General features: G+C 55.8%; 17 protein-coding genes. 11 read left to right on the forward strand and 6 right to left on the reverse strand.

The window, feature by feature from the left end; all coding sequences use genetic code 11:
* Positions 1–23: 23 nt before the first annotated feature.
* Entirely contained in the window at positions 24–941 is a 918-nt protein-coding gene (locus KXU80_RS23350) for an MBL fold metallo-hydrolase (protein ID WP_258171122.1), read from the forward strand.
* 175 nt (positions 942–1116) lie between these two features.
* On the opposite strand, the gene KXU80_RS23355 is transcribed toward KXU80_RS23350, so the two are convergent.
* Positions 1117–1980 (reverse strand): M15 family metallopeptidase, encoded by an 864-nt coding sequence (locus tag KXU80_RS23355; RefSeq protein WP_258171123.1) that lies wholly within the window; start codon positions 1978–1980, stop codon positions 1117–1119.
* A 201-nt stretch (positions 1981–2181) separates the two neighbouring features.
* On the opposite strand from KXU80_RS23355, the gene KXU80_RS23360 reads away from it, so the two are divergent.
* The 5 genes from KXU80_RS23360 to KXU80_RS23380 all read left to right on the forward strand — a co-directional run bounded on the left by KXU80_RS23360 (position 2182) and on the right by KXU80_RS23380 (position 5302).
* Positions 2182–3810, forward strand: coding sequence for a glycoside hydrolase family 26 protein (locus KXU80_RS23360; protein ID WP_258171124.1), 1629 nt, complete (start codon positions 2182–2184; stop codon positions 3808–3810).
* Between the two features lie 52 nt (positions 3811–3862).
* Complete coding sequence (locus KXU80_RS23365; RefSeq protein WP_219835526.1) at positions 3863–4039, forward strand: hypothetical protein; 177 nt, start codon at positions 3863–3865, stop codon at positions 4037–4039.
* Positions 4040–4147: 108 nt separating this feature from the next.
* Complete coding sequence (locus KXU80_RS23370) at positions 4148–4360, forward strand: hypothetical protein (RefSeq protein ID WP_219835527.1); 213 nt, start codon at positions 4148–4150, stop codon at positions 4358–4360.
* Positions 4361–4475: 115 nt separating this feature from the next.
* Complete coding sequence (locus KXU80_RS23375) at positions 4476–4934, forward strand: MEKHLA domain-containing protein (RefSeq protein WP_219835528.1); 459 nt, start codon at positions 4476–4478, stop codon at positions 4932–4934.
* A 41-nt stretch (positions 4935–4975) separates the two neighbouring features.
* Positions 4976–5302, forward strand: coding sequence for an MmcQ/YjbR family DNA-binding protein (locus KXU80_RS23380; RefSeq protein WP_219839198.1), 327 nt, complete (start codon positions 4976–4978; stop codon positions 5300–5302).
* A 47-nt stretch (positions 5303–5349) separates the two neighbouring features.
* On the opposite strand, the gene KXU80_RS23385 is transcribed toward KXU80_RS23380, so the two are convergent.
* Positions 5350–6135 carry a lipase family protein gene (locus KXU80_RS23385; RefSeq protein WP_258171125.1) on the reverse strand — a complete coding sequence of 262 codons (786 nt, stop codon included), beginning with the start codon at positions 6133–6135 and terminating at the stop codon, positions 5350–5352.
* A gap of 189 nt (positions 6136–6324) precedes the next feature.
* On the opposite strand from KXU80_RS23385, the gene KXU80_RS23390 reads away from it, so the two are divergent.
* Complete coding sequence (locus tag KXU80_RS23390) at positions 6325–7560, forward strand: PP2C family protein-serine/threonine phosphatase (RefSeq protein ID WP_258171126.1); 1236 nt, start codon at positions 6325–6327, stop codon at positions 7558–7560.
* An 88-nt stretch (positions 7561–7648) separates the two neighbouring features.
* Here the strand turns inward: KXU80_RS23390 and KXU80_RS23395 are convergent, their stop codons facing one another.
* The 4 genes from KXU80_RS23395 to KXU80_RS23410 form a co-directional block, all read right to left on the reverse strand.
* Positions 7649–8857 (reverse strand): magnesium transporter CorA family protein, encoded by a 1209-nt coding sequence (locus KXU80_RS23395; RefSeq protein WP_219835529.1) that lies wholly within the window; start codon positions 8855–8857, stop codon positions 7649–7651.
* A 181-nt stretch (positions 8858–9038) separates the two neighbouring features.
* Complete coding sequence (locus KXU80_RS23400; protein WP_219839201.1) at positions 9039–9806, reverse strand: sigma-70 family RNA polymerase sigma factor; 768 nt, start codon at positions 9804–9806, stop codon at positions 9039–9041.
* Complete coding sequence (rsbW, locus tag KXU80_RS23405) at positions 9806–10282, reverse strand: anti-sigma B factor RsbW (protein ID WP_219835530.1); 477 nt, start codon at positions 10280–10282, stop codon at positions 9806–9808. The genes KXU80_RS23400 and rsbW overlap by 1 nt, the downstream gene beginning before the upstream one ends.
* A 39-nt stretch (positions 10283–10321) precedes the next feature.
* On the reverse strand, positions 10322–10645 hold the full coding sequence (locus tag KXU80_RS23410) for an STAS domain-containing protein (protein WP_374987802.1): 324 nt from the start codon (positions 10643–10645) through the stop codon (positions 10322–10324).
* A gap of 173 nt (positions 10646–10818) precedes the next feature.
* Between KXU80_RS23410 and KXU80_RS23415 the strand changes: the two genes are divergently transcribed.
* The 4 genes from KXU80_RS23415 to KXU80_RS23430 all read left to right on the forward strand — a co-directional run bounded on the left by KXU80_RS23415 (position 10819) and on the right by KXU80_RS23430 (position 16759).
* Positions 10819–11352 (forward strand): general stress protein, encoded by a 534-nt coding sequence (locus KXU80_RS23415; protein ID WP_219835532.1) that lies wholly within the window; start codon positions 10819–10821, stop codon positions 11350–11352.
* Between the two features lie 177 nt (positions 11353–11529).
* Complete coding sequence (locus tag KXU80_RS23420) at positions 11530–12588, forward strand: LacI family DNA-binding transcriptional regulator (RefSeq protein WP_219835533.1); 1059 nt, start codon at positions 11530–11532, stop codon at positions 12586–12588.
* Between the two features lie 299 nt (positions 12589–12887).
* On the forward strand, positions 12888–15770 hold the full coding sequence (locus KXU80_RS23425) for a beta-galactosidase (RefSeq protein ID WP_219835534.1): 2883 nt from the start codon (positions 12888–12890) through the stop codon (positions 15768–15770).
* A 113-nt stretch (positions 15771–15883) separates the two neighbouring features.
* The gene (locus tag KXU80_RS23430; protein ID WP_258171491.1) at positions 15884–16759 is read left to right on the forward strand and encodes an ABC transporter permease; all 876 of its coding nucleotides are present in this window, start codon (positions 15884–15886) and stop codon (positions 16757–16759) included.
* Positions 16760–16762: the final 3 nt, after the last annotated feature.

Raw genomic sequence — 16762 nt, forward strand, 5'->3', positions numbered from 1 at the left:
AGACAGCCTGGGAGGTAATGAACATGCTGATTCAGCAGCAAGAAACAGTCCTACCGGACGTTCACGGGCACTTGAAGGTGATCCTGCTGGGTACCGGAACGCCGCGAGCATTCACCGGCCGCGCTAAATCCTCGGTCGTCGTATTAGCAGAAGGTAAGGCTTTCCTTTTCGACTGCGGCGGGGCCGTGGTGGATCAGCTGATCAAAGCCGGCGTTATGCCGCAGCGAATTTCGGATGTCTTCTTCACGCATCATCACAGCGATCACAACTCGGGCTTCTTCGATGTCTTCATCTCCAGCTGGCGCACGCATGTCGTTCCCGGCCGTGTCTTCGAAGGCCGGACCGTGCCGATGAACGTGTATGGACCGACGACGACACGGGACATTATCGGGAAGATGCGCGACTCCTTCGATTTCGATGCGAGCCTGCGGGTCAGCTATAATCTGTCGGCGAATGACGGCGCCAAGATCCAATACTTCGAGCGCAACGAGGGCGTCGTTTACGACGAGGCGGGTGTCCGCATCACAGCGTTCGAGGTCGATCATCGGCCGGTCTATCCCGCCTTGGCTTACAAAATCGAATACAACGGCAAATCAGTGGTCATCTCAGGGGATACGGTTCCCGTTGCCGATATGGTCAAGTACAGCAAGGGTGCGGATCTGCTCATTCACGAGTCCTACAACAAAGCGTGGCTCGATTCGCTCATCGCGGAGTTTCCGGAGCAGGCGCAGTCGTTGTCCAACCCGGCAAAGTATCATTCCACGACGTTGGAGGTGGCGGAGCTGGCGCGCCAGGCGGAGGTGCCTCATCTTGTGCTGACGCACCACATTCCCGCGCCATATCCGACGGAGGAAGCGGAAGCGGCGTATACAGGGGGGATGCGGGATATTTACACGGGGAAGATCACGATGGGACGGGATTTGATGGCGTTTCAGCTTTGAGCAGGAAGAAGGGCTGTCCCGCGAAGGGGCGGCCTCTTATGGCATATAGACAGACGGGACAATAAGGGCTGCCGCTTGCAAGGACGTCGTCTGAACATGAAAATGGCTTTGCAATCCTGAGACTGCAAAGCCATTTTTCGTGCCCAAATGCTGCGATAATTGCATGCGCAATAGGTTAGAAGCGTGCTAAGTACGCCTCCAGCGTTACGCCGAGCTTCTTGATGTCCTTGGCGATGTAAACGCCGACGTAGCGGACATGCCAGGGCTCGTACATGTAGCCGGTCTGCTTCTCGCTGCCCTTCTCGTAGCGAATGATGAAGCCGTAATCCGCAGCGTGGGCTTTCAGCCACTTGCCTTCCTTGGTTTCCCCGTAGCTTTGCTCCAAGCCGTATTGCACGCTTGCACTGGATACGTCCATCGAGAGGCCGGTTTGGTGCTCACTCTGCCCGGGATGCGCGCTGAACGTGTTCGCTTCTTCCTCGCCGTGCGTCTTCGCGTACGCGCTGAAGATCGCTTTCTGCGACGCATAGGAACGGTAGCCGGATACGCCCTTGAGATCGATGCCGTCCTTCTTCGCGCCCGCTACCAGCTTCTCCATGGCTTGCGCGGCGACTTTGCGCAGCTGCTGCTTCGGATTAGCGCCGGAGAACGAGAATGGAATGTTTACCTTGACCAGATCGCTCGGAACATAGGTGGATTCCAGCTCGCGTTTCTTGTTTACGAGCACGAGCGGGCTTGTCGAATTCGTGACATAGGCGATCCCGTCCCGCTTCACGATCGTCCGCGAAGGTGCATTATCATGCAGGAACTGCGCAAGGGCCGACTGGCTCCCGGCTGCCTGCGAGCTGTCGGTGCCGGTCTGCGCGGAAGCGGGCTGGCTGCTGCTTTTCGTCGGCGGGGTGCTTGTCTTGCCGCCGCCCGTCGAAGCTGCTGCCGGATTGCCGAAAACATCTTGAATAAGCGAGTCATGGGTCGATATGAAGGCAGCCCCGAGCGCAAGACCGAGGACGACGACAGGAATAAGAATGGATTTCTTCAACGGAATTAGGCCTCCTAATGTACGGTGATGCTTATACGCTAATTATAGAGAAATTGGACAGGTGAATACAACTGGGTGGCAATCCCAAGTGAGCTGCAGTGTGATGTCGCTTTGTGTAAAATAATGTCTATTGATTTCCAATTCATTGGTGTAAAATGGAAGCCTATTCTAGTGCATATGACAAGCCAGGGGGAACGAACGGTGAAGAGGAGAAGCAAGATTTGGACATTTGGCCGCAAGCTGCTGCTTGCAATGGTCACGATTGTGACTGCATTTACGACGATCCATGCGTATGAGGTGCAGGCCATGGACGTATGGGGCCTCTATAAAGAAGCGCAGAAGCTGGAGAGCCAGGGCAACTATGCCACCGCGATTGCCAAATACAAGCTGATCGCGCCTGAGTTCGTGAAGAAGAAGGAATACGGCAACGCCGCGGGCATGTTCCGGCGCATCGGCGACGATTACGCGAAGCTGAAGAAATACGACGATGCCGTGGCCGGCTGGGACTTAGAGGCGCAGTATGCCGGCAAAGCGGGACAGACGCAGATCAGCATTGCCGCCAAGCGCAGAGCGGACATGCTTCGCAGCACGGCAAGCCTCTATGTGGAGACGGCGGCGGATGCAGTCGGCAGCAGCAACACGCATGGTGCGAAATTCGAGCCCAACAATGGAGCATACCTGGGGGCATACGCTGAGCTGGACCCTGCTGTGCATAATGCGCAAACCGCGAAGCCGTTCTATACGGAGCAATTTCCGGTGCTGACTGCGAAGAAGCATGCGGCGTATTTGATTTATTTTACTTATGGACAGCCGCTCGCAAGCATTCAAAGCCATCTTAACCATGCGCTTGCAGCCGGCACGGCGATCGAGCTTGGCATTCAGCCGCTGAAAGGTCTCAGCGAAGTGAAGGATGACGAATATTTGCATCAGCTGGCGCGCGACATCGAAGCCTCCGGCGTGAAAGTCTTCCTCCGGTTTGCCAATGAAATGAACGGCGATTGGGTAAAATGGCATGAGAAGGACCCCAAGAACTACATCGATAAATTCAGGCTCGTCGCCAAAGTGTTCCATCAAGAGGCGCCGAACAACGTCGTGATGGTCTGGGCGCCTGACCGCCTGCCGGAATACAACATTCAAGACTATTACCCCGGCGACGATGCGGTCGATTGGGTAGGCGTCAGTCTGTATTCGATTTTCAACCCTGCGCTGGACCCGCTGAAGCAGGGCGAGGACCGCTCCAGCCATATCGAGAAATTCGATCAGATCTACAAGCTGTATGCGGCGCGCAAGCCGGTATTCATATCTGAGGGCGGCGTGGCATACATGTATCCGGAGAAGAAGCAGGACGTAACCGACTGGGCCGTTTACAAGATGAAAGAGTTTTACGCGTCGCTGCCGATGCTGTATCCCCGTGTCAAGGCGGTATTCTGGTTTGACAGTAACCATGATGCGTCCGCTCGAATCAAATATTATATGCTTTCGGCCAATGCGAAGCTGCTGAACGGCTACAAGCAGTCCGTCGCGAACCCGTTCTACTTAAGCAGCATCGGCGATGAGTCGCCGGTGGCCTATAAGCCCGCCAGCGCCGCATCGCCGGTGTCGGCTTCCTTGCACAGCATATCCGCTTACGTGAAAACATGGTCGCCGACGCTGAGCAAAGTCACCTACGACATTGGCGGTAAAACGATCGCCGCGGTAACTTCGCTGCCATGGACGGCCGAGATCAACTTCGCGCCCTATAAAGGGAAGAAGATCGAGGTCGTCGTGAGGGCCTATAACAGCAAAAATACGCTCGTGACGACGCAAAAGGTTGCCGTCAGCGTGAAATAGGCTACAATAGACCTGCAGAGAGAAGTTGCGAAGATGGAAGGAGGCAGCGGCAATGAAAGAGCCGATTTCTTCAGTGGAAGAACGACTGGCAGCCGCGCTCGCGGAGAATGAGCAGCTGCGCAGCGACAAGCTTCGGCTGCAGCAGGAGCTGGCCAGACTTCGCGGTCTGATGCGAAGCGGCGGACCGGATTCGATGTCGACGAGATTGAAGGATGCGCTGCGGGAATAACGAACGGTCCACTTGCATGCCTGACGTCAGAATGATGCTTGCAGACACTGGAAAGCAAGGACAAAAAGCGCTACAATACAAGTAGTACAAACAGACGAGGTGATCTCAATGTCAGAAAATCAATCGACGCCGGAAGAGCAAGAGCTGAACCAGCCGAAGAAGATTTCCCTTGCCGATGCCGTGAAGCAGAAGCTCGCGCAGAAGAAGCTGGAGCAGGCAAACGGGGGCAAGCAAAAGCATGGTCCAGGCGGCAATCAGCAAACGATGAAGAGCCAAAACACGAAAAAAGTAAACAACCAGCGCAAGAAAATGGGCGTATAACAGCAGCCAAAGAACTGAAGGTGATTCTCGCCTTCAGTTTTTTTACATGAAGGGAGCCGATTTCGCCGTGCGGCGAAAAAGGCCTTTTCTACAAGCAGATGGGGGGTTTGAACTTATGGAGCTTACAGGCATTGGTGCGGGAGAACGCCATGCAGCTATTATTGCAGACAGCTATCGTCGGCTGCTGAACAAGCCGTTGATGTCATTCGATACAGGCAAGTCGATCGCGAGCCAGCTGTTCGAAGCACCGATCGTGATCTTGTCGCACGGAACAGAGCAGGATCCAGTCTTGAATTACGGCAACCAAGCGGCGCTGCAGCTGTGGGAGATGGATTGGAGCCAATTCACGGCAATGGAATCGAAGCATACGGCCGAGCCGATGATTCAGTCGGATCGGCAGCAGTTTATGGAGGCCGTGGCGGCGCAGGGCTATATCGACGATTACAATGGCATTCGTATATCCAGCAGCGGCCGGCGGTTTCGCATCGAAGAAGCTGTGGTGTGGAATTTATACGATGAAGCCGGTGTTTATTACGGACAAGCGGCGGCTTTTACAGCCTATACGCCGGTTTAAATAAAGGAGGTGCGGCAGTGGAACCGTTAATCGCGCACTGCATGTCCATGAAAGGCGCAGCGAAGGATTATCCGTTTGGCCCGGAGCCGCTCGTCATGAAGGTTGGCGGCAAGATGTTCGCGCTGATTTCGGAGAACGACATCGCGCTCAAATGCGATCCCGTCATCGCCGAAAACCTGCGTCAGCAGCACGAGGCAGTGAAGCCCGGCTATCACTTGAACAAGAAGCATTGGAATTCCATTACGGTCGACGGCTCCATTCCGCTGGAAGAAATCTGCGATATGATCACACATTCGTACGAGCTTGTGCTGAAGGGGCTGACCAAGGCGGAGCGGAGCCGGATTACGGATCTTCTTCGTGTGCGCTGATACGCCCCGTTCAAGAGACGAGAATCCTTCGGCTGCGGGCGGATAGCTTACTTAAGGGGGCACCAGCCCGGCGGGCCTGAGCAGATGGCTGCCGTGAAAGCAGAGGCATCCCTCGCCAAGTCGGCAAAATAGCTGCTGATCACATGGTTTCCGCCTACGCTTCCATTGCGGAAGCTTCGTTTAACCTCTTCCTTAACGTGCATGTAGTAATAGGTTTTGTCTGTTTTCGGCGAGGTGTAGACGAGCGGCGGCAGATGCGGCACGACATCGAATTCGTTCTGGATGCGGAACGAAATCGGCACCAGCGCATTATAGCTGCGTACGAAGGCGGGATCCCCGACGCGGGGCGCGCCGAACGTATACGTGATGAGGCTTTCCGTCTTGCGATTGGCGGCGATGTCGGCTGAAGCCAGCGTGGCCAGTGCGCCGCCGAGGCTATGGCCGGTAACGAACAGCGGCTTGCTGGCGGGAACGCTGTCCAGCAGTCGGAAGATCGTGCTGCGCGCGGCCATGTAGAGGTCCGTGAAGCCGCGGTGCGTCATGAGGGTTCTTCCTAGCGGCTTGAATACGGTTTGCTGCGCAATCATATCGGTCACCCAATCGGTGGGTGAGCTGGTACCGCGGAAGGCGAGAATGGCCGCGCGGTCGGATTCCAGCACGAAGCCGAACGGCTCTTCGCTGCCCGCGTAGGACGCGGCGCTGAACGAGCCTACGAGACGGTAGGTTTCAGGCAAGAGAAATAGACCGTTATTGTCGTACTGCATGTAGGTTTGACCGCAGACAGCCGCCAAGAAGATGGCCGTTCGCATATCCATCGTACTGCCGTTACTCATAGCTGCTCCCACTCTCCTTGTTCTCATTGTATGAGCGGCTGGGCCGGTGTGCGTTAGGCTGCTGTCCCAGCGCGCCCGGCATCACGATTCAATCGCGGTCTGGAGGGGTAACGAAGAGAATCGGCGGCAGAGCGGGTGCAAGCGCGTGTTCGTCAGAAAATAAGAGCCTATAGGAGAAGAGAAACGGCAATGAATAAATTGACCGGTCGAGATGGAGCGGCAAACAGATGGAAGATGCGCATAGCCGTCGTCGATGACAATCCCATGAATATCACGGTAGTTAGAGAAATATTGAAACGGGCAGGATATACGGATATGCTGACGGCGGCAAGCGGCAGCGAGCTGTTTGCTTTGCTGGGATTGGATGCGAAGGGGCATGAGCCGAAAGGCGCGGCAGGACAGGATAATCACGGCATCGATTTGATTCTGCTGGATATGATGATGCCTGGCGTGGACGGCATTACGGCCTGCGCGATGATTCAGAAATCGCCGCGGCTGCAGGACATCCCCATCATTATGGTGACGGCAATCGGGGATTCCAAGAAGCTGGCGGAGGCGCTGGATGCCGGCGCGATCGATTACGTGACCAAGCCGATTAACCGTATCGAGCTGCTCGCGCGTATTCGCGTAGCGCTGCGGCTCAAGGAGCAGAAGGATTGGCATAAGGATCGCGACCGCCGGGTGAGAGAGGAGCTGCAGCTTGCCAGAGAAGTGCAGCTCGCAGCACTCCCTCAGCCTGTGGACGACGAAGGGATGGCCATCGACGCGATATTCCGTCCGTCGGAGGAGCTGTCGGGCGACTTGTACGCCTGGCATCGCATCGACGATAATCGCTACGGCGTTGCAGTTGTTGACGCCATGGGCCACGGCATCAGCTCGTCGCTTGCCTGCATGTTCATTGCATCCGTGCTGAAGGAAGCCATGACGAAGCAGATTGAGCCGAAGCGGGTCGTGAAGGAGCTGAACCGCAGGTCCTTGCAGCTGCAGTTTGCGGATCAGCTCATTCAATATTATTTTACAGGGCTGTACATGACGGTGGATCTGAGTAAAGGGACACTGGATTACGTGAATGCGGGGCATCCGCCGGGCATGATCATACGGGCGGACGGCACGGTCGAGCATTTCGCGCAGGGCGGTGCAGCCATCGGCTTGTTCAGCGAGATTACGCTGGAGAAGCATACGATGAGCATCGGCACCGGCGATCGGATCATCCTGCTGACGGACGGCATCTACGATCTCGTCGGCAGCGACTATGAAGAAGACCGCGGGGCGAGCTTGACGACGCTGCTGCAGCCATACGGCGCGACAACCTCACTCTCTGAGCTGGAGACCGCCTTGTTCGCCCGCGAACCGCGGGAGGACCTGGAGTCCGATGACCGCTGTATCGTCGTCGTGGACATTAAGCAGCTCCATCCTAAAGGGTAAACAAAAAACCTCCAATCCTGTAAGGATTGGAGGTTTTTTGCTTCTATAGCGTAATATGCCAAAGCTGGATGAGTCCCTCAGGCAGCCGTCAGCGGCTCGACCGTGAAGGCAGCCCTACATCTTCGGCTTTCATTGGGGCCGAGGTGTCTTTGGAGACGGTGGTCAGCGTCGTCAGGCTTCCCGCTGCTCTGTCGCGGCGCGGAACCAGCGGCTGATCCGTGACGCCCGCTCCGCTGTCATGGCTGGACCTGGCAGCATCCGCGTTCCTATTCCCGACGACACCTCGGTTTGATCGTCCGTTCAGCAAATCGCCCGTCCAGCCTTTATTCCACAGCCACCAGTAAATCAGCAGCGTCGTGACGACGATGAAGGAGCTCACCGCGATGAAGCCCCAAGGCTCGCTTGCCCATGGGATGGAATTGAAATTCATGCCCCAGATCGCACCGATCACCGTCGCCGGCATGAATAAGGCAGTGAAAATCGTCAAGGTTTTCATAATATCGTTGCCGCGAAAGTTCGAGATGGCATCATCCATCATGAGCAGCGTATCGATTTCCATCGCATAATGATTAAGGAGGTTCTGAATGCGGTCGAGCTTGAGCTCCATCCGCTTGAATTCTTCCAATTGCTCGAGCTCGTCCATGAACGCTTCTTTGGCAGCGTTGTTAATTTCCTTGATGGGGATGAAGAGATGGCTCCAGTGCAGCAGCTCATACCGGCGCTCGAAAATCGTGTTCATCAGCCCTGTCCGGTTATGACGGCTCATTTTCGACTCCAGCTCGCCAAGCCGGGTCTCGAATAGGTCAAGGCCGGTATGAAACGTCTCCAGAATCAAGCTGAGCATCACGAAGAAGCCTTCCGGAGCGGCCTTGCAGCGGTGAAGCTTCTCCTGCCACGGATCGTTCTGAAGCCGGACGGACAGCCGCATGTCATGCTGATACGTCACCAGCTTCTCGTTCGTGATCCGAAAGTGGAGCGGCACGATGTCGCTCATATCGTCCGAAACCTGATACATCAGCGTGCCGTGAAGCAGAGAATGTCCGCCGGGCAGCTCGGTTACGGAGATTTGATTGTGCGTGCAGTCTTCCACTTCCTGGAGCCAAGCGGCAAGCTCGCGGTCGAATTGCTGGTTCGTAAGCTCAGCTGCAGCCCTAGTGTCTAAGGGATCGCTGCTTCCAGGCGCATGCGTCCGTGCGGCCGACTTGCCGCTGCGGCTGAGACCGAAGCTGTCCGGCCGTTTGGCGTGAAGCATATGCCATTCCCATTGCGAGGGAAAATGCAGCAACCGATGCATCATGGTATGGAAGCCTCCTGCTTGTCCGTACGTGCGCAAATATCATTAGTACCATCATAACGCGAACCTGCCGGCAAGCACAACTGCGGAGGCGACAATTTTATCCAATGCCCCTCGCATGACTCGTTACAGGCAAAAGCAGGCAAGCGCTGGATTGACCAGCACTCGCCTGCTTTCCTGGGTGTTACTCCTCTTGATTGCCGAGCAGCTCCTTCAGCTTATCGATGGCGCGCCGCTGTATGCGGGAAATACTCATCTGCGATATTCCGAGCTGGTCGGCGATATGCCGCTGCGGCAGGCCTTCAGAGTAAGCCAGCGTCAAGACCTGCTGCTCCTGCGGCTTCAGCTTCGACATGGCGGCCTGCAGATCAAGGCGTCTATCGACATGGTCGAAATCGTCCGCGGGCGAGCCCAGCAGATCGCCGAGAGAGGTCGCATTGTCATCGTCCGAAATCGGTGTGTCGAGCGAGACGTAGTGGTAGAGATCACGCCCCGCCAAAATTTCCGTTGTTTCTTCGACACAAAGCGACATGTGCGCTGCGATTTCCTCGATCTTGGGCGAGCGCTCCAGCTTCACGGTCAGCTCGTCGATTGCTTGCTGAACGGCGATCCCTTTTTCTTTGATCCGGCGCGGGACCTGGACGTACCAGGATTTATCGCGCAAGTAATTTTTCATATGGCCGATAATGCTCTTCATAGCATAGGGTTCAAACTGCACCCCAAGCGAGCTGTCGAATTGACTGAACAGACGGAGAAGGGCGATTTGGCCGACCTGCATGAGATCCTCGTACAAATCGGGGCGGTTGCGGGATATTTTACCGGCAGCCATGCGCACCATAGGCTCATAATGCTCGATCAGTTGTTCTGCGATTTCATTGGATGGACGATTCTGATAAGCGAGTATGAGTTCAGCGCCGGTAATTGCGGGTTGCTTGGCCGGCTGCGGGTTCATCACATTTCACCGCTCTTAACAAGTCGCTTGGTCAGGACCACTTCCGTTCCCATATCGCTGTTCACTTCGACATCGTCCATCAATGCCTGCATCAAATAAAGACCTAGTCCCCCCGCTTGCAGCTCGTCGACCGACTTGCCGTTCACCGGATGCGCCCTGCGAGCCGCCGCAGAGGCATCGAAGCTCCGCCCCTCATCCTTTACGATGATGGAGAGGGCATCGTCCCTCTTCACCAAGCGAACCTCGATCCGCGGCGCGGGACTCGGCGCCTGCGCGGCTTCGCCGGCGTTCAAGTCGCCGTAGGCGTACAGCACGGCATTGTTGCACGCTTCCGATACGGCAACCTTCATGTCTTCGATTTCTTCGTACGAGAAGCCCATTTTGACCGCGAGTCCGTAGAGGGTCAAGCGCACCAAATCGATATATTCAGCAGACGCAGGCACTTGTAATGTGATTACATCCTCGGATAAGTTCATGATTGTCTGTCCTTTCTGCATTCGCCGGCTGGCGGCGGATTAGGCTTGTTTAAGAAGGAACGGCGTAATGCCCGTCATGTCGAACAGCTTTCGAATATGCGGCGGCACGGCTTCTACGGAGAAAGGCGCATCCTTTGCATGGCGCGCTTTCAAGACGCTGACCAGAATGCCGATGCCCGTGCTGTCCACGTAGCGCAGCTCGCGAAGATTAAGGACCAGCTCGCGGTCGGTCAGTTCAATGAGCGGCGACATGACCGCGCGCATCTGCACAGCGGACTCCAAATCAAGCTCGCCGCCGACAAAAACGACGCATTTCCCTGCTTGGTTCTCGGTTCGGACGGTAAGTTTATCATTTTGTTTCATCATCTCGACGCTCCTGTACCATATTTAACTGCTTTGTTATGAGTTGATTACCCCTGCCGTATGGGGATGAAACAGCGGGGAGAAAGCTAGAAATATGTTCTATTGTATCCGATTGAATCCACGTTAAACAGGGTATACCAAACCTAAACCAATGAATGAAGAGGCGAAGAACAATGAGCTGTCAAGCTGCCATTTTCAATACGCAAAATGAAGCCATCCAAGCGATCGAGGCACTGGAGCAGGCAGGATTCACCCGTACGGAAATAAAGGTAATCGCGAAGGACAGGGAGCATTCGCGCCGGATTGAAACGGAAACGAACGTGCACGCAGACGAGCTGCAGGATCTGCAGGATACGCGCTCAGCTATGGACGAGCACGGCACGGATGACATTCGCGTGATGGCCCCTTTAGCCGCAACACCGGGCATTAACATGGCGGGCGGCTTCACCGGGGGGATGGCTTATCCGGGTAATTCGCTCATCGCGGCTAGTGTATTTCTGGACGATGACAACGGCGTGAGCAGTGCGCTTCATGATCTCGGCTTAGGGAGCGGCGATTTCGAGCCATGCCGCGAAGCGCTGGCACGAGGCGCGATTATCGTGGCTGTCGACGTCGGCAGCAGCCAGCCCGGCGAAGGACCGGATTTGACGCCGCGAGGCACTGCCGAAGCCGTATTCCGCAGCTGTAATGCGGTACGGATTTTGTGAAAATTACTGGAAATTGCGGGATTGGAATTTGTCGGACTATGTCGAATGGAGCTGACTGCTCTGGGACATAGTCCTATTTGTTTTTGCAGTCGTGCCATTTACAAGGGAGAAATAACTCTGCTATGCTAGTAAAAACTGTCAGCATGGGCAGAAAACGAGCTAGAAGGTGAAGCCATTTTGAAAACGGTTACTGTATACGACATTGCTAAGGAAGCAGGCGTTTCGGTTGCAACGGTTTCCCGCGTGCTGAACAATACGGCGCCCGTGAAGCCGGCGACCCGTGAACGCATCCAGAATCTGATCAACAAGCACCAGTTTCAGCCGAACGCGCTCGCCCGCAGTTTGATCAAGAAGGTAACCGGCATGATCGGCATTATTTTGCCGGATATTACAAATCCCTTCTTTCCCGAGGTGCTCGCCGGGCTGGAGCAGGAGGCCCGCAACAAGGGCTATACGTTCTTTCTGTGCGACACCGGATCGTCCAATCAGGACAGCAAGGAGCAGTACAGACGCGAGTCGCAGTATTTCAACATCCTGCTGGAGAAGCAGGTTGACGGCATCATTGTCATTGGCGGCCGGATCGATTTGCAGCATTGCAGTCGTGAAATGGCCAAGGAAGTGGCTGAAGTCAGCAAGCGTGTGCCTGTTGTGCTCATCAACGGCAATCTGCCAGGCGCCAAATTCCACCGCGTCATCATCGACGAGGTCGAAGGCGGAACCAAAGTGACCAATCATCTGCTTGGTCTCGGGCACCGCGATATCGCCTTCATCGGCGGCTACATTCACATGTCGAACACCGTCAAGCGCATCGATGGCTTCCGCAGCGCGATGGAGCGTGCAGGCGTTCCGGTTCGGGAGGATTGGGTCATTACCGGCGGATTCTCGGTGGAGAAGGGCAAGCGCATGATGAACGAGCTGCTCGCCAAGGAAGGCACGAGGCCGACGGCCGTCGTATGCGCGAACGATCTGACCGCGATCGGAGTTATCAAAGCGGCGTTCAAATCCGGCATCCGCGTGCCTGAGGAGCTGTCCGTCATCGGTATCGACGACGTGCCGCTTGCAGCCAATGTCATTCCGGAGCTGACGACATTGTCGCTGAAATGCTTGGAGCTTGGGCGTACGGCTGCGAACGTGCTGCATGGGCTTATTACCAAATCCGGGCGCGTGCCAGAACTGACAACGCTGCAGCCCGAGCTGGTTATACGCGAAAGCACGGCGTCTCCGGCACGGACATAAGCCGGTGAAAACAATTTCTCCGGCCCATCTTGACAGCGCTATCATTTTACGAGTAAACTTCAAATCAAGATAATCCTTGGCTAACGGGATTTTATTTTTAGGGCTTTATGAAATGGGTTTCACTAAGCAATAGGGATGTTCAAAATACACGCGCACAAACGGAATGAAGAAGTTTACGAACCTCATCTTAATCCGCATCGTTGTAGTGTATTTTTATTTTTTCGTATTTATGAAATGGGTTTCATAAAATTCCGGATTCAGGATTACCTTCACCAATACATACTGGGAGGATGTCTTGCATGAACATGGAAACGAAAATCAATATGCCGCTGCAGCTTACGTCAACCTCTCTCCGCATCGGCGGGCAAGCCGAACTTATCCTCTGCGCATCGCTTTTCTACTTTCGCATTCCCCGCGCCTTATGGCGTGAACGGATGGAACAAGTCAAAGCCTTCGGCTATAACGCCATCGACGTCTATTTTCCTTGGAACTACCATGAGCTTGAAGAAGGCAGCTGGGATTTCACCGGCGAGCGGGATGCGGAAGCATTCCTCCAGATGGCTGCTGAAGCCGGCCTCTGGATTGTAGCCAGACCTGGTCCATATATTTGCTCCGAATGGGACGGAGGCGGACTTCCCGCTTATCTGTTCGCCAAGCCGGATTTGGAAATTCGCAGTACGCAGCCGGCTTACATAGAAGCGGTCGCGTCCTGGTATGATCGGATTCTTCCGCTGCTGGCTAAATACGAGCTTCAGCGAGGCGGCACGGTCATCTGCCTGCAGCTCGAGAACGAGCTTGATTTCTACGATTGTCGCGATCCCAAGGGCTATATCGCCGCTTTGAGGGACTTGGCGCTTGAACGCGGAATCGAAATGCCGCTGATCGCCTGCGCCGGCCAAGGCGGGCTCTACGAAGCATCCGGACTCGTGGAAGGCGTCGTGCCGACCTGCAACTTCTACCCCAATGACCGCGACCCGCAATTCGAAGCCAAAGCAGCCGCCTATCAGGAACGGCTCGCAGCAGACGATATTCCGCTGATGGTCACGGAAACGAACCGTTCGCATTTTCTGCTTCGCCGGCTCCTCTCCTGCGGCGCGAAGCTGCTCGGCCCGTATTTGCAAGTATCCGGCACCAACTTCGGGTTCACGAACGGTACGAATAACTGGGGTGATCCACTGGCTTACATGACGTCGGATTATGATTTTCACGGTATGGTCTCTTCCGTAGGGCATGTTCGCAAGGAAGCGTATGAAGGCCGGCTCCTGCGCCGGGTGATGAAGGCTTACGGAGGCTCCTTGGCTGAGGCGGAGAGTGCATCGGCCGTTGAATATGTAAGCGCTTTATCGAGATTGCAGCCAAGGGAACAGGGTACGCTCTTGCAGCGCAGGCTGCAGCTGAAGGACGGCGGACAACTCCTCTTCCTAGCGAATGTGGGCAGCGAGGAGGAAGCGGTGCAGCTTCAGCTTCGCGAGAATAGCCTCTCATTCCCGCAGGCGTCGGAGCTGCGAAGCATCCCAGGGCGGTGCGACATGCTGCCGGTCAACGTACCGCTGCAGACGTGGGGCTTGGAAGGCACACTGCGCTACGCGACCGCCGAGCTGTCCGATGTACGGGCAAGCGCCGATCGCACAGTGCTGGTATTCCACGCCGAATATGCAGGTGAAATCGCCTTGACGCTGCCGCAGCTGACGGCCGCGGCGACAGTGGCAGGCATGACCGTGCAAGAGCAGGGAGATCAAGAAGGAAGCGCGCAGCTGCTCGTCAGTTTCCAAGCCTCGCAAGGCGCGCCTGCAAGCTGCCGCTTGGAGCTGGCAGACGGTCATCAGCTCATTCTGCTGGGGATGGCACGCTGCGATGCCTTGCTGCTCGAGGATATCGGCGAGAACGGCGAATGGACGATTGGGCAGGAAATCAGCTACGACACGGAGCCGCACGATGTCAACGTGAGCTGGTCCGCGACTGCGCTCGACCCGACGGAGTCGATGGCGGCAGCCTCAGAAGAATTGGTCGACGGTGCTGATTATCTGGAACGAAACGGCATCTACCGCGGCTATGCTTGGTATGAGGCGAACAATCATGTGCCCGCGGGGCAGACGGTGCATGGGCTGCTCATTCATCAGGGAAGCGACACGGTCTCGCTCTATGCGGATGCCGCATATGCCGGCACGTATACGCCCGGCGGCGGGTCCCGGTTTATACCCGATGTCGATGCAAGCTCGAGCAGCAAGCTGACGGCTAGAGTCGAGATCTGGGGGCATACCAACTTCGACGATGCCCGTCTACCGGGACTGCGCCTCCATGCAATGAAAGGCTTGACCGGCCTTACGGCCGTTACGAAACAGCATCGACTGACCTCCAATTGGCGCATGCTGCGCGTTCATTCGAGGGAGCTGCAGCCGCAGTACCTGGCACCGGAATTCGATGACAAGACATGGGCGATTACGGGCTTTGGCGGCTGGTTGTCACCGGATCATCCAGCTTTCGAATATTACCGCAAGTCCGTTCAGGCAAGCGCTTCGGCGAATGTATTCGTCCTTCATTTCAAAGGCATACAGGCAATCGCCCGGCTCTTCGTGAATGGGCAGGCGGCAGGTACGGTGCATCCGTTTGACCCTTATATGGATATTACGCCTTATGTAACTCCGGGTGAAGAGATTCAGATCGTAGTCTTCCTGGAGCGGGTGCTCGGACTTCCTTCAGGCGATGTGCTGCTCTATGAGGGGAACGCGGCTGAAGCATGGCGCTTATCCGGATGCGAGGAAAGCGGATTGCTGCGGCATGCGCAGCGCAGCCGCTCATCCGCAGTATCCGCGGCATTGCCGCATACGATGGAAGCCGGCGAAATCGCATGGTTGTTCGGGGACCTGCCAGACGCAGAGAACGGCGGCGAAGGCGAACCCGCCCAAGGCTGGCGCGTACAAGTCTCCGGCACCAATATGAAGCTGACGGTGCTGTTTGGCGGCACGATCGTCGGCCGCCTATGGACGGCGGGAGGCAAGACAAGGCCGGTCCTGAGCGGCGGCGACCAAGCTTCGTTCTATTTGCCTGGGCCTTGGATGGGAGAGAAGGACAATCGACTCGCCATTCTGCTCGAAGCCGTGGAAGCGGGGGAGGCGTCGCGCCTGGAAGCGCTGTCGTTTACGCCGGTTGGCGTACGAGCGCAGCAGCGTCATTCTGAATAGAAGGAGAATCAGACATGAGAACAATGACACAAGCAAGAACGCAAACGAAGACGAAGGCGCAAGCGCAAGTCTCCTCTTCCGGTCTCAGACGGTTCTGGAACAATAAAACGCTGATGCTGATGTGCGTACCCGCCATACTGTTCTTCGCGGTATTCGCCTATCTGCCGATGCCTGGCTTGTATTTGGCCTTCATTAAATACAACTATACGGACGGTATCTTCAAAAGCCCTTTCATCGGCTTTGATAACTTCCGTTTCCTCGTCATGACGGGCGATCTGTGGCGGCTGACGTTCAACACGATCGCATACAACGTGGCTTTCATCGTACTTGGCAATTTCCTGCAAATCTTCGTTGCGATCATGCTGAACGAGCTGCGCAAGAAATGGTTTAAGAAGCTGAGCCAGACGATCATGTTCCTGCCGTTCTTTATTTCATTCGTCATCATCGGCCTCATTGCCTACAACATCCTGAGCTTCGATTACGGTCTGCTGAACAGCATCCTGAAATCGCTCGGCGCCGATCCCGTCAAAACCTACTCCAATCCGCATGTGTGGCCGCTTATCATTATCATTACCTTCCTGTGGCAGTCGACAGGCTACGGCTCCATCGTTTATTTCGCGGCAATCATGGGCCTTGATTCCGAGGTCGTGGAAGCGTCGGAGATCGATGGTGCCAACGCGCTGCAGCGCATCCTCTACATTGTGCTGCCGTGGCTCAAGCCGACCTTCATTATCCTGCTGCTCTTCTCGCTCGGCGGCGTGCTGCGCGGCAATTTCGGCCTCTTCTACAACCTCGTCGGCGCGAACAACACCTCGCTCTACGCAACGACGGATATCATCGAAACCTACGTATTTCGTTCGCTCATGAACAACTTCAACTTCTCCATGGGCAGCGCGGTGAGCTTGTACCAGTCGGTGTTCGGCTTCATCGTCGTCATCACGGCAAACTGGCTGGTGAAGAAAACATCGCCGGACAATTCATTATTCTAGGAG

Origin of the sequence: Paenibacillus sp. R14(2021) (assembly GCF_019431355.1) — a bacterium.
In the GTDB taxonomy this organism is placed as follows: Bacteria; Bacillota; Bacilli; order Paenibacillales; family Paenibacillaceae; genus Paenibacillus_Z.

What these genes read in the sequence shown, in the direction of transcription:
- KXU80_RS23390 (WP_258171126.1), top strand. Translation starts at nt 6,325, where the DNA reads ATGAATAAATTGACCGGTCGAGATGGAGCGGCAAACAGATGGAAGATG.
- KXU80_RS23395 (WP_219835529.1), bottom strand. Translation starts at nt 8,857, where the DNA reads ATGATGCATCGGTTGCTGCATTTTCCCTCGCAATGGGAATGGCATATG.
- KXU80_RS23350 (WP_258171122.1), top strand. Translation starts at nt 24, where the DNA reads ATGCTGATTCAGCAGCAAGAAACAGTCCTACCGGACGTTCACGGGCAC.
- KXU80_RS23380 (WP_219839198.1), top strand. Translation starts at nt 4,976, where the DNA reads ATGTCCATGAAAGGCGCAGCGAAGGATTATCCGTTTGGCCCGGAGCCG.
- KXU80_RS23425 (WP_219835534.1), top strand. Translation starts at nt 12,888, where the DNA reads ATGAACATGGAAACGAAAATCAATATGCCGCTGCAGCTTACGTCAACC.
- rsbW (WP_219835530.1), bottom strand. Translation starts at nt 10,282, where the DNA reads ATGAACTTATCCGAGGATGTAATCACATTACAAGTGCCTGCGTCTGCT.
- KXU80_RS23430 (WP_258171491.1), top strand. Translation starts at nt 15,884, where the DNA reads ATGCTGATGTGCGTACCCGCCATACTGTTCTTCGCGGTATTCGCCTAT.
- KXU80_RS23415 (WP_219835532.1), top strand. Translation starts at nt 10,819, where the DNA reads ATGAGCTGTCAAGCTGCCATTTTCAATACGCAAAATGAAGCCATCCAA.
- KXU80_RS23370 (WP_219835527.1), top strand. Translation starts at nt 4,148, where the DNA reads ATGTCAGAAAATCAATCGACGCCGGAAGAGCAAGAGCTGAACCAGCCG.
- KXU80_RS23375 (WP_219835528.1), top strand. Translation starts at nt 4,476, where the DNA reads ATGGAGCTTACAGGCATTGGTGCGGGAGAACGCCATGCAGCTATTATT.
- KXU80_RS23400 (WP_219839201.1), bottom strand. Translation starts at nt 9,806, where the DNA reads ATGAACCCGCAGCCGGCCAAGCAACCCGCAATTACCGGCGCTGAACTC.
- KXU80_RS23385 (WP_258171125.1), bottom strand. Translation starts at nt 6,135, where the DNA reads ATGAGTAACGGCAGTACGATGGATATGCGAACGGCCATCTTCTTGGCG.
- KXU80_RS23365 (WP_219835526.1), top strand. Translation starts at nt 3,863, where the DNA reads ATGAAAGAGCCGATTTCTTCAGTGGAAGAACGACTGGCAGCCGCGCTC.
- KXU80_RS23410 (WP_374987802.1), bottom strand. Translation starts at nt 10,645, where the DNA reads ATGAAACAAAATGATAAACTTACCGTCCGAACCGAGAACCAAGCAGGG.